A 14149-nucleotide genomic window follows, 5' to 3' on the forward strand; every position below is an offset into this window, starting at 1 on the left:
CCTCATCGTGGAGCGGGCAGAGACCCTTTGCCCGCTCCACGATCCCCCACCGGTAACTCTGTCCGGCGAACGCCCCGGATTCACCCCAACGGGCAGGCGCTCGGAGTGAACCAGGGGGGTGACGGGGGCGCTTTCGCCCGGAGTGGTCCGCGCGGGGATCTTCGGCGGCCTACCGTCGGATCATGGGATGCGGGGACCGGACGACGCTGGTACGACTGTGCGATCCGGCCGGCCGGCCGCGAGGGACCGGCTTCGTCGCCGACGACCGGGGGACGGTCGTCACCAGCCATGAGGCGGTCGACGGCCTTCCGTACCTCCTGCTGCACGGCATGGGCGGCCGCAGCCACCGGGTCGAGGCCGCCGACATCACCGCCGTGCCCGAATGGGACCTCGCCCTCCTGCCCACCGGAGGTCCCGACACCCTGGGCGTCCGGCCGTTGCCCATCCGCGTACGGGAGCGCATCGACCCCGGCACGTATGTGACGGTCGCCGCGCACGGTCTGCGCGAGGCGCGCGTCCTGGGCCGCACGCCGGTGACGTACACCAGCCGCGGCCGCACCCACCGGATCGACCACGCCCTGGAGCTCGCCCTCGGCACGGACGGCAGCGACGCGCTCCGGCTGGGCGGCGCGGCGGTGGGCGGGCCCGTGCTCGACCCGGACAGCGGGGCCGTCATCGCCGTCCTCGGCCTCGCCCTGCGCGCCTCCCACGCCACCGCCGGCTGCGCCGCACCGCTGGCCGGGGCGCCCGCCGACGGGCCGCTGGGCGAGCTGCTGCGGCGCAACGCCGCGACCGTCCCCGGCTACGGCCCCGATCTCAACCTCGCCGGGGCTCTCCAGCTCACCGCCATGTCCGTCGGCTCGGCGGGCGGCCCCGGCGGCCCGCACGACCCGGTGGAGCGACCCGGCATCCGCGCCGAGTCAGAGGCGTTCGCGACGGCCGGCCCGGGGGAGTCCGCCGTGGTCCTGGGCCTCGTCGGCGAGCCGGGCACCGGCCGCACCACCGAGCTCGCCGCGATCGCCGCGCGTCGGGCGACGGGCCCGGTGCCCGCGCCCACGCTGTGGCTGCGCGGCGCCGACCTCCTCGCGGACGACACCTCCGTCGCAGACGCGGTCGCCCGTACGCTCCGGCAGGCCGGGCGCATCGTCAGCGCCGCCGGGGCCTGCGGCGACATGGTGAGCGCCACCCCCGAGCGGGTCGCCCGGCTGACCGCCGACTCCGGTGTGCCGCTGCTCGTCCTGCTGGACGCCCCGGAGGAGATGCCGCCCGTCCTGGCCCACCGGTCGGCCGGCTGGACCACCGCCACGGTCGGCTGGCTCCGCGAGAACGGCGCCCGGCTCGTCGTCGGCTGCCGCCCCGAGCACTGGGAGACGGCCGGTGCGCTCTGCCCGCCCGGCGCGCTGCACCGGCCCGCCAGGCCCGCCCGGCGGCTGCCCCCGGCCCTCCGCGTCACCGACTTCACCGCGGGCCAGGCCGAACGCGCCCGCGAACGGCTCGGCCTGCCGCCCGACGCCCTCGCCGCGGGCCACGACCGCCATCCGCTGACGCTCCGGCTGCTCGCGGAGGTACGTGGGGCCCTGCCGCCGGACACGCCGGGGCGCCCCGGCACGGAGGAGGTCTTCGCCGCCCACCTCGACCTGATGTGCCTGCGCATCGCCGTCCGCATCGCCGCCGGAACCCGGCCCGGTGGCCCGGCGGTGCGGCGCCTGGCCGCCCGGGTGGCGGGCCAGGTCCACGAGGCGGCCCGGCGCTGCCTCGGCCCAGGACAGGGCGAGCTGGACCGGGCCGCCTTCGAGGAGCTGTTCCCCTGGCGCACGGGCTGGGCCCAGGCGGTCCTCGCCGAGGGCCTCCTCCTCCCGGCGGGCGCCGGCTACCGCTTCGCGCACGAGGAGGTGGGCGACTGGATCCAGAGCACCCACCTCGATCTGGACGCGGCGCTGCGGGCGCTGGTGCACCGGTGGCACGCGTCGCCGGAAGAGGACGGCGGCCGCGTCCCGCGCCCCCGCCGGGGCGAGGCGGCCGCGGATTCCCCGGCGGCGGTCCCGCGCAGCCTTCCCGTACCCCGGCACCGGATCGGCCCGGTGATCCAGGCCCTGCTCCTGCTGGCCCGCCGCCACGGCACGGCCGCCTTGGCCCACCGGCTGGCGGATCTGATCGATGCGCTGGACCGGCTGCCGGAGGGGGCGGTGGCTGACGCCGCGGCACCGGAGGCCGGCGGCCCGGACCGCCTCGGCGTGGCCGGAGCACCCGCAGGTTCCCCGGCCGCCCACGCGCACCGCGTTTCCGGGCAGGCCGCCCTCAGCCGTGGGCCGGCGGACCCGGGCGGCCAGGTGGCCCCCGGGCGCGCCCGGCCCCTCTCCGACCCCCGATGGTGGGCCGCTCGGCTGCTCGGCGAGACGCTGCTCCGGGTCCCCGACGCGCGGCCGTATCTCGGCGTGCTCCGGCTGCTCGCAGGGCGCGTCGTGCGCAGTTCCGGCGACGAGGGCGGCGCGCGCGGGGCGTACGCCGAGTTCGGGCCCTGGTTCTGGCGTGGGCTGCGGCTGCCCGAGGCGGACCGGATGGACCTGTTCCGGCGGCTCGTTCCCGCCGACGGGCCACCCGGGAGCGGCGAGGCGCGGTTCCTGGACGCCGTCGACCGGCGGCTCGCCGCCCAGCCGCTTACGGTCATGCCCCTCCTGTGCGCCTGGTTCAGCGACGAGCGGGCGCTCGCCGCAGGGCCGGACGCGGCGGTGCGGCCGACCGTCGCCGCCGCCGCGCAGGCGCTGCTGTACGCCCGCCGGGACCTCGCCCTCGACGACCTCGCCGACGCGCTGGTCTCGGCCGGGCACCCCCGGGCCGAGGAACTGCTCGCCGCGCTCGCCGAGGACGAGCCCGCCGCGCTCTGCCGGGCCGTCGAGCGGTGGGCCGGGGACGAGGAGCGCCGGAGCCGGCGCGTCGCCGCCGTCTCGTACGCGACGCTCGTCGCGCACCGGCTGACCTTCGACGACGACCGCGACCGGTTGCGCCGGGCCGCGCTCGCGGTGCTGGCCCGCCCGGCCGACAGCGAGCTGCACGGGTCGGTGCTCGCCCTGCTCGTCGCCGATCCCCGGACCCGGGACCGCTACCTGCCGCAAGCCCTCCGCGCGTTCACCGCCGCCGGGCCGCAGGACGTGCGGGTGCCGGCCGCCGCGCTCGCCGCCGCCCTGCCCACGCACCCGGAGGCCGTGGTCGGCGCGTACCGGGACCGGCTCGCGCGGCCGGACCAGGGGGCGGACGAGGTGCTGCGGGCCCTGGCCGGGATCGACGCGCCCGAACTCGCGCTGCGCGCCGCCGGACTCGTACGCGCCTATGCCGACGGCCACCCGGAGGACACCGCGCACACCGCCGCGTACCTCGACCGCAGGCTGGAGCACGGGCCCGCCGCGCGCGCCCTGCTGCTGCCGCTGCTCACCGGGCTGCTCCGGCCCCGCCCGGCGGCCCCGCCGGTGCGGGGTTCGCTGGCCGCGGTGCTCGCCACGCCGGGCGGCCCCGCCTCCCAGGCCACCCGGGACGAGCTGCTGGAGGTGCTGCTGGACTTCGAGCAGGGCGGGGGAGGCCCGGACCCGGTGGTGCTGGAAGCGCTGCTGCGGGCAGCCGCGGCCGGTTGCGGCGGCCGGTCGCCGGTGCGCACGAGGGCGCTGGTGCACCGGACCGGGATGCTGCTCGTGCGTACCCCCGAAGGGGCCGCACTGTTCGACCGGCGGCTGGTCGCGCTCGTCCGCGAGGCCCCGGGGTTCGGAGCCCTGGTCTCGGGCTGGCTGGCCGAGGCGCCGCAGGAGTGGGCGGCCGTGGTCGGCCCCAGCGCCCGGCGGACGGTGGAGGGCCTGGGGGCCGCGATGCCCATGCCGATGCAGGCCGCAGGGCGTGAGCATGGCAGTCTTAGACCTGCGTAAGCGACATAACCACGTACACAGGTTCGGGCGAGGAGCGGTCAGAGTGCAGCGCTGGCGAGGCTTGGAGGACATCCCCCAGGACTGGGGGCGCAGCGTCGTCACCATCGGCTCGTACGACGGAGTGCACCGCGGACACCAGCTGATCATCGGCCGGGCCGTCGAACGGGCCCGTGAGCTGGGCGTGCCCTCGGTCGTCGTGACCTTCGACCCGCACCCCAGCGAGGTCGTCCGCCCCGGCAGCCACCCGCCGCTGCTCGCCCCGCACCACCGGCGCGCGGAGCTGATGGCGGAGCTCGGCGTGGACGCGATGCTGATCCTGCCGTTCACCACGGAGTTCTCGCGGCTCGCCCCGGCCGACTTCATCGCGAAGGTGCTCGTCGACAAGCTGCACGCCCAGCTGGTCATCGAGGGCCCCAACTTCCGTTTCGGCCACAAGGCCGCGGGGAACGTCGAGCTGCTGGCCGAGCTGGGCGCCGACCACGACTACCGCGTCGAGGTCATCGACCTGCGGGTGAGCGGCGAGGCGGGCGGCGGCGAGCCGTTCTCCTCCACCCTCACCCGTCGCCTGGTCGCCGAGGGGGACGTGGCCGGGGCCGCCGAGATCCTGGGCCGCCCGCACCGCGTCGAGGGCGTCGTCGTCCGGGGCGCCCAGCGCGGCCGCGAGCTCGGCTTCCCCACCGCCAACGTCGAAACCCTCCCGCACACCGCGATCCCCGCCGACGGCGTGTACGCGGGCTGGCTGCACGCCAACGGTGAGGCGATGCCCGCCGCGATCTCGGTCGGCACCAACCCCCAGTTCGACGGCACCGAGCGCACGGTGGAGGCATACGCGATCGACCGCGTCGGCCTCGACCTGTACGGCCTGCACGTGGCCGTGGACTTCCTGGCGTACGTACGCGGGATGCTGAAGTTCGACACGATCGACGACCTGCTCGTCGCGATGGCCGCCGACGTGAAGCGGTGCAGCGAGCTGATCGAGGCGGCCGGGCGCCACTGACCGCCCGGGGGTTTCCCGGCCGGTGCGGCCGGGAAACCCGCACGCCCGTCAGGACGCGGGCGCGGCCACCTTCGCGGTGGCCCAGTGGCACGCCACCTGGGTCTCCCCGCCGCCCGCCAGCACCGGCAGGTCCTTCGTACGGCACAGGTCCGCGACGCCCGCCCGCTCCGCCTCGCCCGAGGCCAGCACCTGGCAGCGCGCGTGGAATCGGCAGCCGGACGGCACCCGGGACGGGTCCGGCGGCTCGCCCGTCAGCACCACCGGATCGCCCGGCGCCTCCGGCAGCACCGACAACAGCGCCTGGGTGTACGGATGGCGCGGGGCCGTCAGGATCTGTTCGACGTCACCCGTCTCCACGATGCGGCCCAGGTACATCACCGCGACCCGGTCCGCGATGTTCCACGCCAGACCGAGATCATGCGTCACCACCAGCGCGGAAAGCCCCAGCTCCTCGCGCAGCCGCAGCAGCAGGGCCAGGATCTCGCCGCGCACCGACGCGTCGAGCGAGGCCACCGGCTCGTCCGCCACGATCAGCTCGGGCTCCAGGACCAGCGCCCCCGCGATCACGACCCGCTGGCGCTGACCGCCGGACAGCTCGTGCGGGTAGCGCAGGAAGAACCGCTCCGGGGGCCGCAGCCCGGCCCGGGACAGCGCGTCGTGCACCGCCTGCCGCTCGTCGCCCCCGTAGCCGTGGATGCGCAGCCCCTCGGCCACCGCCTCGTACACGGTGTGGCGCGGGTTCAGCGAGCCGCTGGGGTCCTGGAGGACCAGCTGCACCCGCTTGCGGTACGCCTTGAGCGCCCGGCTCCCGTAGTCCAGCGGCTTCCCGTCGAACGTGACCTGACCGGCCGTCGGCGGGACCAGGCCCAGCAGCGAACGGGCCAGCGTCGTCTTGCCGCACCCCGACTCGCCGACCAGTGCGACGATCTCGCCGGGCCGGATGTCCAGGTCCACGCCGTCCACCGCACGCGCCGGCGCGGCGCCGTGCCGGCCGGGGAAGGTGATCCGGAGCCCCTGCGCGCTGAGCAGGTCCACGGGGGTCGTCGTCATGATGTGCTCCTTGCTTCCTCGGCGCCCGGCAGGACCGGCGCCGCGGCCCCCTCCGGACCCACCAGCACGCACGCCGCCTGCCGCCCGGGGCCCGCGTCCCGCAGTTCCTGGTCCAGCGTGGAGCAGGAGTCCAGGGCCAGCGCGCAGCGCGGGTGGAAGGTGCAGCCGGCCGGCAGCGCCGACGGGTCGGGCGGGTCGCCGGGCAGGCCCTGCGGCGCGAACCGGGACGCCGGGTCCCCGATGCGCGGGAAGGCGCCCGACAGGGCCCTGCTGTACGGGTGGTGCGCGTTCTCGTACACCTCGGACGCCGGACCCTGCTCGACGACCCGGCCCGCGTACATCACGGCGAGCCGGTCGCAGGTGTCGGACAGCACCGCGAGGTCGTGGCTGATCATGATCAGGCCGAGGTCCTGTTCGGAGACGAGCTCCTCGATCAACCGCAGGATCTGGGCCTGGATCATCACGTCCAGGGCCGTCGTCGGCTCGTCCGCGATGATCAGACCGGGGTCGCAGGCCAGCGCCATCGCGATCATCACGCGCTGGCGCTGCCCGCCGGACAGCTCGTGCGGATAGGCGTCCGTCCGGGCCGCGGGCAGGCCGACCTGCTCCAGCAGCTCACCGGCCCGCTTCCGGGCCGCCGCCGGGGTCGTCTTCCGGTGCAGCAGGATCGGCTCGGCGATCTGGTCCCCGATGCGGTGCACCGCGTTCAGCGAGTGCATCGCGCCCTGGAAGACGATCGACGCGCCCGCCCAGCGCACGGCCCTGACCTGGCCCCACTTCATCGCGAGGACGTCCTCGCCGTTCAGCAGGATCTCGCCGGTCACCTTCGTACCCGCGGGCAGCAGCCGCAGCAGGGCCAGCGCCAGCGTGGACTTCCCGCAGCCGGACTCCCCGGCGATGCCGAGCTTGCGTCCCGCCTCGACCTCCAGGTTCACCCCGCGGACGGCCTGCGCCCCGCCGGCGTACGTCACCGTCAGGTCGCGTACCTCCAGCAGAGGCGTCTTGCGGATGCTCGTCGTGCTCAACGGGCCACCCCCAGCTTGGGATTGAGGACGGACTCGATGGCGCGGCCGCACAGCGTGAACGCCAGCGCGACGAGGGCGATGGCGATGCCGGGCGGTGCCAGGTACCACCAGTCGCCGGCGCTCACCGCCCCCGCGGCGCGCGCGTCCTGGAGCATGCTGCCCCAGGAGGTGATGGTCGGGTCGCCGAGACCGAGGAAGGCCAGCGTGGCCTCGCTCAGGATCGCGCTGGAGATCGCCAGCGTCGTCTGGGCGAGGACCAGCGGCATCACGTTCGGCAGGACGTGCCGCACCATGATGTGGCCGTGGCCGCCGCCCAGTGCGCGGGCGCGTTCGATGTACGGGCGGGACTCCACGGCGAGGGTCTGCGCCCGCACCAGCCGGGCGGTCGTCGGCCAGGTCGTGACGCCGATCGCGATGACGATGGTCCACAGCGAGCGGTCCATCACCGAGGCGAGGGCGACGGCCAGCACCAGCGTCGGCATCACCAGGAACCAGTCGGTCACCCGCATCAGCACGGTCGAGTACCAGCCGCGGAAGTGACCCGCGACGATCCCGACGACCGTGCCGATGGCGACGCACAGGAACGCCGCGAGCAGCCCCACGGTCAGCGAGACGCGCGCCCCCCACACCAGGAGCGCGAGCACGCTGCGTCCGAACTGGTCGGTGCCCAGCGGGAATTCCCCGCTCGGCGACTCGAGCGCGCCGCCGGGCGCCTCGGTCACGCTCTCCGAGTCGGCGCCGACGAGCTGGGGCGCCGCCAGGGCGGTCAGCGCGATGAGGATCAGGCCGGCCAGGCCCCACATCCCGCCCTTGTGCGTGCGGTACTCCCGCCAGAAGCGGGCCACGGACCGGCGTTTGCGGGCCCGGGCCAGGGCGCGGGCGCTCCTGGCCGGCTCGGGCGGGGCCGGCGCCGGGGCCGGCGTCGGCATGGAATCGGTCGTGGTCATCGGCCCACCCGGGGATCGAGCAGCGGATACAGCACATCGGCAAGGGTGTTCGCCAGGATCACCGCGGTGGCGAAGACGAAGAACAGGCCCTGGACGAGAGGCAGGTCGGGGGTGCTCAGTCCCTGGTAGAAGAGGGAGCCGAGCCCCGGCCAGGAGAACACGGTCTCCACCAGGATCTGCCCGGCGACCACATGCCCCAGGTTGACGAACATCAGGGTGAAGGTCGGCAGCATCGCGTTGGGCACGGCGTGCTTGCGCCGTACGGTGTCGTCCCGCAGCCCCTTGGCGCGGGCCGTCGTCAGGTAGTCGCTGCCCATCTCGTCCAGCAGCGAGGACCGCATGACCAGCAGCGTCTGCGCGTACCCGACCGCCACCAGGGTGATGACCGGCAGCACCATGTGGTGCGCCACGTCGATCACGTAGCCGAAGCCGCTCGTGTCGCCCGACGCCATCCCGCCCGTCGGGAACATGCCCGGGATGGGGCCGACGCCCACGGAGAAGACGATGATCAGGAGCAGCCCGAGCCAGAACGACGGCACCGAGTACAGCGTGAGCGCGAGCGCGGTGTTGAACCGGTCGCTCGCCGAGCCGTTGCGCCAGGCGGTGCGGGTGCCGAGCCAGATGCCGATGAGGCTGTAGAGGACATAGGCGGTGCCGGTGAGCAGCAGCGTCGCCGGCAGCTTCTCGACGATCTTGTCCATGACCGGTGCGTGGTACGCGAACGAGGCACCGAAGTCGCCGGTGAGCGCGTCCCCGATGTAGCTGGTGAACTGCTGCCACATCGGCTGGTCGAGCCCGAACTGGTGGCGCAGCGATTCCAGCTGTTCGGCCGATACGGGACGGCCGCCCGTCATCTGCTTGACCGGGTCGCTCGGAATGAGCCGGAAGAGGAAGAAGCTGGTGACCAGAACCGCGAACAGCGAGACGACGGCGCCCGCGATCTTGGCGGCCACGTATTTCAGATAGGCCTTGGTGTTGCGCGCCCGTGGACCGCGTGCGGCCGAGGGGCCGGCCGGAGGGCCGTCCTCGGCCGCGTCCGCCTGTTGCACGAGCGCCGGAGTGCTGTCTGCTGTCATGGGGAACTCTCGTTACTCGTGTCGTTCCTGGAGGAACCGGCCGGTGCGGGTCTCGTACCGCACCCGCGCCGGCCGGTTCCTCTCATCCCGTTCGAGAACCTACTCGCGATCGTCCGCGGTGGTGCGGCGACGCCGCGAGATCAGGAACCCGCCACCTGCGAGGACCACGACCGCGACCACGATGCCGATGATCACACCGGTCGAGGAGCCGGAGCTGTCGCTGTCCGAGTCGCCGCTGCCGCTCGCCGGCACGGCCGACCACCAGCTCCAGTAGCCGTCCTGGCCGTAGATGTTGCCGGCGGCCTCGGGCATGGTCGTGATCGACTTGATCTGGTCGGTGCGGTACGCCTCGACCGCGTTCGGGTACGCCATCACGTTCATGTACCCGGAGTCGTACAGCCACGACTGCATCTGCCCGACGATCTCGGCGCGCTTCGCGGGGTCGTACTCGGCGAGCTGCTTCCTGTACAGCTCGTCGTACTTCTTGTCGCAGATGAAGTTGTCCGTGGTCGCACTGGCCTTGGCCTTCGTCGGCAGGGCCGCGCAGGTGTGGATGCCGAGGACGAAGTCCGGGTCCGGGTTGACCGACCAGCCGTCGAAGGCGAGGTCGTACTCACCGGCGTACCAGGGCACGGAGACGTCGTCGAGGCAGTCGACCTTCAGCCCGATGCCGAGCTTGCCCCACCACTCCTTCAGGTACTTGCCGACCGCCTTGTCGTTCGGATCGGTGGCGTGGCACAGAATGCGCAGGTCGAGCGGCTTGCCGTCCTTGCCGACGCGCTGGTCGCCCTTGAGCTTGTAACCCGCCTCGTCCAGCAGCTTCGCCGCCTTGTCGGGGTCGTAGCTCAGGGCCTGGTCGGCGGACGGCTCCCAGGCGTACGCCGAGAAGCGCGGCGGAATGTAACCCTTGCCCTCGACGGCGTGCCCCTGGAAGACCTTGTCGATGAGCGCCTCGCGGTCGACCGACAGGAACAGCGCCTGGCGCACCTTCTGGTCGAGCAGCGCCTTGTTTCCGTTGCCGAACTTCTTGCCGTCCTTGGTCTGCGCGCCGGGGTTGGTGGCCAGCGCGTAGAAGCGGCGGCCGGGCCCCTCGTTGACCTTGATGTTCTTGTCGCCCTTGAGCGAGTTCGCCTGGGCGGGTGTCAGCGCGGGCGAACCGGCGACGAAGGACACCTCGCCCTTGCGGAGGGCGGCGACGGCGGCGTCCTGGTCCTTGTACGTCTTGAAGACCAGCTCGTCGAACTTCGGTGCCCCGCGCCAGAAGTCCTTGTTGGCCTTCAGCTTCACGTACTGGTCGACCTTGTAGTCCGTCAGGATGAACGGCCCGTTGCCGACGACGGGGAACTTCGTGTCGTTGTTGAACTTCGAGAAGTCCCCGACCTTCTCCCACACGTGCTTCGGCACGATCGGCACGTCGAGCGCGGCCATGGTGGCCTGCGGCTCCTTGAGCTCGATGACGAGCTCGGTGGGGCTGGGAGCCGTCACCTTCTTGAAGTTGGTGACGAAGCTGCCGTTGGCCTGGGCCGCGGCATCGTCGTCCATGATCTTGTTGAACGTCCAGGCGGCGTCCTCGGCGGTCGCCTGCTGCCCGTCCGACCACTTCGAATCGCCCCGAATGGTGTACGTCCACGTCAGCTTGTCGGCGGACGGCTCCCACTTGGTGGCGAGCCCCGGGACGGCGTGGTTGTCCTTGGCGTCGTAGTTCGTCAGGAAGTCGTACATGAGCCGCGAGACGCTGGTGCTCAGGAGCTTCTGGGCGAGGAACGGGCTCAGGGAGTCGACGCTCTGCGCGACCGCGACGGTGAGTGTCTTGCCGGTCTCGCTGCCGCTGTCGGCGGCCTGCGCCTGCTGGGGCGCGGCCCCGACGGGCATGCCCGGTACGACGGACCCGGCTGCGAGAGCGAGCGCGGCGGCACCGGAGGCCAGCAGCACACGCAGACGGGAGCGTGGCTGGGCGGAGGGTGGTGGAACTCTTACGACCATGGTCAGGGACCTCGCGTCATGACTCGCACGGAGAAGGCGGGTTGAACTCTGGTTCGCCGGCTGGTGATGCGAAGGTCTATCAGCGGTGGTCGAGCCGCGTCAACGGTCCCCGAAACGGCGTGTGGTCTGCGGATATGCCAAAAGGGCCCGCATCGCGGAGGCGATGCGGACCCTCATTGGTTCAGACCTCTGACGCCCTACTGCTGAGGCGCTGGCGGCGGCTGCTGCTGCCATCCGGCGGGCGGTACGGGACCTTGCAGTTCGGGGTGCGCGGGCTGTCCGGGCTGCCCCGGCTGGACCTGCTGTCCGGGGTGACCCGGCTGGTCGCCGTGGGGCTGGGGCTGCGGGTACGGCTGCTGGCCGGCGGGCTGCTGCCAGCTCTGCCCGGCGCCGGGTGCCGGCTGCTGGGGATAGGGCTGCTGCTGGCCGCCGTACGGCTGCTGTGGGTACGGCTGACCGGGTGGCTGGGGGGCGTACGGCTGACCGGGGTACTGGGGGTGCCCCGGCTGCTGGGGGTGCTGGGGCTGCTGGGGTGCGTACGGCTGCTGGCCGGGGGCCTGCTGACCGGGCATCGGCTGTCCGGGGACCTGCTGGCCCGGCAGCGGTGGCGCGTACTGCGGCGGCGGGCTGCCGTCCGGCGTCCACAGCCCCTGCTGCTGCTGGGCGCGTGCGAAGTCCTCGGCGACGAGGGCGGAGAGGTTGAAGTACGCCTCCCGGGTCTTCGGCCGCATCATGTCGAGGTCGACCTCCGCACCCGCCGACAGGTGCTCGTCGAACGGCACGACGACCACTCCGCGGCAGCGCGTCCGGAAGTGCTGCACGATGTCGTCGACCTTGATCATCTTTCCGGTCTCGCGGACTCCGGAGATCACGGTGAGGGACCGCTGTACCAGCTCCGCGTACCCGTGCGCCGACAGCCAGTCCAGGGTGGTGGAGGCACTGGAGGCGCCGTCGACCGAGGGCGTCGAGATGATGATCAGCTGATCGGCCAGGTCCAGCACGCCACGCATGGCGCTGTACAGCAGACCGGTGCCCGAGTCCGTGAGGATGATCGGGTACTGCTTGCCGAGCACGTCGATCGCGCGCCGGTAGTCCTCGTCGTTGAAGGTCGTCGAGACCGCCGGGTCCACGTCGTTGGCGATGATCTCCAGACCGGAGGGCGCCTGCGAGGTGAACCGGCGGATGTCCATGTACGAGTTGAGGTGCGGGATCGCGTGGACCAGGTCGCGGATGGTCGCCCCGGTCTCGCGGCGCACCCGGCGGCCCAGCGTGCCGGCGTCCGGGTTGGCGTCGATGGCGAGGATCTTGTCCTGCCGCTCGCTCGCCAGGGTCGAGCCGAGCGCGGTGGTCGTCGTGGTCTTGCCGACGCCGCCCTTGAGGCTGATCACCGCGATCCGGTAGCAGGACAGCACCGGAGTACGGATGAGGTCGAGCTTGCGCTGCCTCTCCTGCTCCTCCTTCTTGCCGCCCAGCTTGAAACGCGAGGAGCCCGAAGAATTGCGGCTGCTCCGCGTCTTCTGCTTCCCCCGGATCAACCGGTCGGCCGTGAGCTCGACGGCCGCCGTGTACCCCAGCGGTGCGCCCGGCACGGAACGCTCACGCTGATCGTGGGCGACCGGCGACGGCCACGCGCTGCCCACCCGCGGGTCGACGGGCTGGCCCTGAGAGTACGGCTGGGGCTGGGGCTGGTGCTGCTGGTGGGGCTGGGGCTGGACCTGTGCGGGGAGGTTCGGGGTGCCGTCCCCGGCCGGTGGCTGGGGGGCCTGGGGGGCTTGCGGGGCCTGGGGGAAGCCGTAGCCGCCCTGCGGGTGGGGCTGGTGGGGCTGCTGCTGGGCGGGCCAGGCGGCCTGCGGCTGGGGGGCCTGCGGGGCTTGTGGCGCGGGCGGCTGCGGGCGTTGCGCCGGGAGGTTGGCCGCCGGGGCGGGCTGGTGGGGGTGGGGCTGCGGCGCCGGCTGCTGGGGCTGCTGCGGGAAGCCGTAACCGGGCTGCGGAGCCGGGGGCGGCGTGGAGGCCGGAGCGGGGGCCGGGGGCGGTGCCGGGTGGGCGGCCTGCGGTTCGGGGGCCTGCGGCTGCGGGGCGGCCGGTTGGAAGGCAGGCGGCAGCGGCGGGAGGCCGCTCTGCGACGGGGCCGGTGCCGGGGCCGGGGTCCAGGGCGGCGTGTCCTGCGGCGCGCCGGCGGACGGCGCGGCGTCCGCAGCGGCGTCGTCCGACGGCGCGTCGTCGGTCTCCGCGTCGTCGTCCGCCCCGGGGGAGTCGGCTGCGGGGGAGCCGGCTGCGGGGGAGTCCGCCTCGGCGGAGCCCGTCGCGGCGGCGTCGTCGTCGTCCTCGCGCGCCGTCGACGGCGCCGGGGTCTCCGCGTCCTCATCGGGCTCGAAGCCGAAGACCGTGCCGGGGGCGTCGTCCCGTGCGTCCGCACCCGGCGTACCCGCCACCGGGTCGTCGGAACCGGCCGCGGCGGAGTCGTCATCGGCACCGGACGGCGCACCGCTGTCCCCCGCCTCGGCGTCCGCCTTCGCCCCCCGCTCCTCGATCTCCCGCTTCAGCGCGGCGGCCGAGAACCGCATCGTGGCGCCGCTCTCCAGGTCGCCGCTGTCGGAGGGCTCCGGCGGGGCCGGGGTCCAGTCGGGGTCGAAGCCGCGGTGCGCCGCAGGCGGGGGCACCGGCAACGGCTCACCGCTCGGCGGCGGGGGCGACGCCGGCGGCGTACCGGTGTCGCCCGAGGAGTCGCCCGGTGCGTTCTGCGTGTACCAGGCGGGCGGGGTGTAGTCGATGGTGAACTCACCCGTCGAGTCGGCGGGCTCCGCGTCGGACGACTCGTCGACGGGCCTGTCCCAGCCCCCGCGCATCTCGTCCCGATCGCCGTTCACTTTGCCTCCTGGTGTGGTCGAGCACCCTTGTGCCGTGGTGGGTGGGGGCGTTCCCGTAACGCGAACCGCCCGGCTCTCCCCCCTGGGACGCACATGGCCTGCCCACAGGTTCTCTGTCGCGTCCGGACCCACCCTAATCGCCATGAGGGCCGCCACGGCAGGCCGTACGGCGCCGCGAAGGCTGTCCCGTACGTCACGTACTGCACCCAAGTGGACTGAGTGCGACGCGGAATGGAACCCAAACCGGTCAAATGTGCACAACTGTGCGGGGATTCCCGACCGCCTCGACCTCG

The 14149-nt window shown here is 73.6% G+C and carries 8 protein-coding genes; 2 read left to right on the top strand and 6 right to left on the bottom strand.

Annotated elements, in window-relative coordinates; genetic code table 11:
- The first annotated feature begins 182 nt into the window (after positions 1–182).
- Both OG242_RS24460 and OG242_RS24465 read left to right on the top strand, forming a co-directional pair.
- The gene (locus OG242_RS24460) at positions 183–3911 is read left to right on the top strand and encodes a trypsin-like peptidase domain-containing protein (protein ID WP_405900189.1); all 3729 of its coding nucleotides are present in this window, start codon (positions 183–185) and stop codon (positions 3909–3911) included.
- 43 nt (positions 3912–3954) lie between these two features.
- Positions 3955–4908: a bifunctional riboflavin kinase/FAD synthetase gene (locus OG242_RS24465; RefSeq protein WP_405900190.1), complete on the top strand. Its 954-nt coding sequence runs from the start codon at positions 3955–3957 to the stop codon at positions 4906–4908.
- Between the two features lie 48 nt (positions 4909–4956).
- Here the strand turns inward: OG242_RS24465 and OG242_RS24470 are convergent, their stop codons facing one another.
- The 6 genes from OG242_RS24470 to OG242_RS24495 all read right to left on the bottom strand — a co-directional run bounded on the left by OG242_RS24470 (position 4957) and on the right by OG242_RS24495 (position 13856).
- Entirely contained in the window at positions 4957–5958 is a 1002-nt protein-coding gene (locus OG242_RS24470) for an oligopeptide/dipeptide ABC transporter ATP-binding protein (RefSeq protein WP_405900191.1), read from the bottom strand.
- Positions 5955–6983: an ABC transporter ATP-binding protein gene (locus tag OG242_RS24475; protein WP_405900192.1), complete on the bottom strand. Its 1029-nt coding sequence runs from the start codon at positions 6981–6983 to the stop codon at positions 5955–5957. The genes OG242_RS24470 and OG242_RS24475 overlap by 4 nt, the downstream gene beginning before the upstream one ends.
- Positions 6980–7930 (bottom strand): ABC transporter permease, encoded by a 951-nt coding sequence (locus tag OG242_RS24480; protein WP_405900193.1) that lies wholly within the window; start codon positions 7928–7930, stop codon positions 6980–6982. Before OG242_RS24480 ends, OG242_RS24475 begins: the two co-directional genes overlap by 4 nt.
- Positions 7927–9006, bottom strand: coding sequence for an ABC transporter permease (locus OG242_RS24485; RefSeq protein ID WP_405900194.1), 1080 nt, complete (start codon positions 9004–9006; stop codon positions 7927–7929). Before OG242_RS24485 ends, OG242_RS24480 begins: the two co-directional genes overlap by 4 nt.
- A gap of 99 nt (positions 9007–9105) precedes the next feature.
- Entirely contained in the window at positions 9106–10989 is a 1884-nt protein-coding gene (locus tag OG242_RS24490; RefSeq protein ID WP_405900195.1) for an ABC transporter substrate-binding protein, read from the bottom strand.
- A 197-nt stretch (positions 10990–11186) separates the two neighbouring features.
- Positions 11187–13856 carry an SCO5717 family growth-regulating ATPase gene (locus OG242_RS24495; RefSeq protein WP_405900196.1) on the bottom strand — a complete coding sequence of 890 codons (2670 nt, stop codon included), beginning with the start codon at positions 13854–13856 and terminating at the stop codon, positions 11187–11189.
- Between the last annotated feature and the right edge of the window lie 293 nt (positions 13857–14149).

The sequence above is a fragment of the Streptomyces sp. NBC_00727 genome (assembly GCF_045161745.1).
Taxonomy (GTDB): Bacteria; Actinomycetota; Actinomycetes; order Streptomycetales; family Streptomycetaceae; genus Streptomyces.

Coding starts and splice junctions, on each gene's coding strand:
- OG242_RS24460 (WP_405900189.1), top strand. CDS start 183: ATGGGATGCGGGGACCGGACGACGCTGGTACGACTGTGCGATCCGGCC.
- OG242_RS24470 (WP_405900191.1), bottom strand. CDS start 5,958: ATGACGACGACCCCCGTGGACCTGCTCAGCGCGCAGGGGCTCCGGATC.
- OG242_RS24480 (WP_405900193.1), bottom strand. CDS start 7,930: ATGACCACGACCGATTCCATGCCGACGCCGGCCCCGGCGCCGGCCCCG.
- OG242_RS24485 (WP_405900194.1), bottom strand. CDS start 9,006: ATGACAGCAGACAGCACTCCGGCGCTCGTGCAACAGGCGGACGCGGCC.
- OG242_RS24490 (WP_405900195.1), bottom strand. CDS start 10,989: ATGGTCGTAAGAGTTCCACCACCCTCCGCCCAGCCACGCTCCCGTCTG.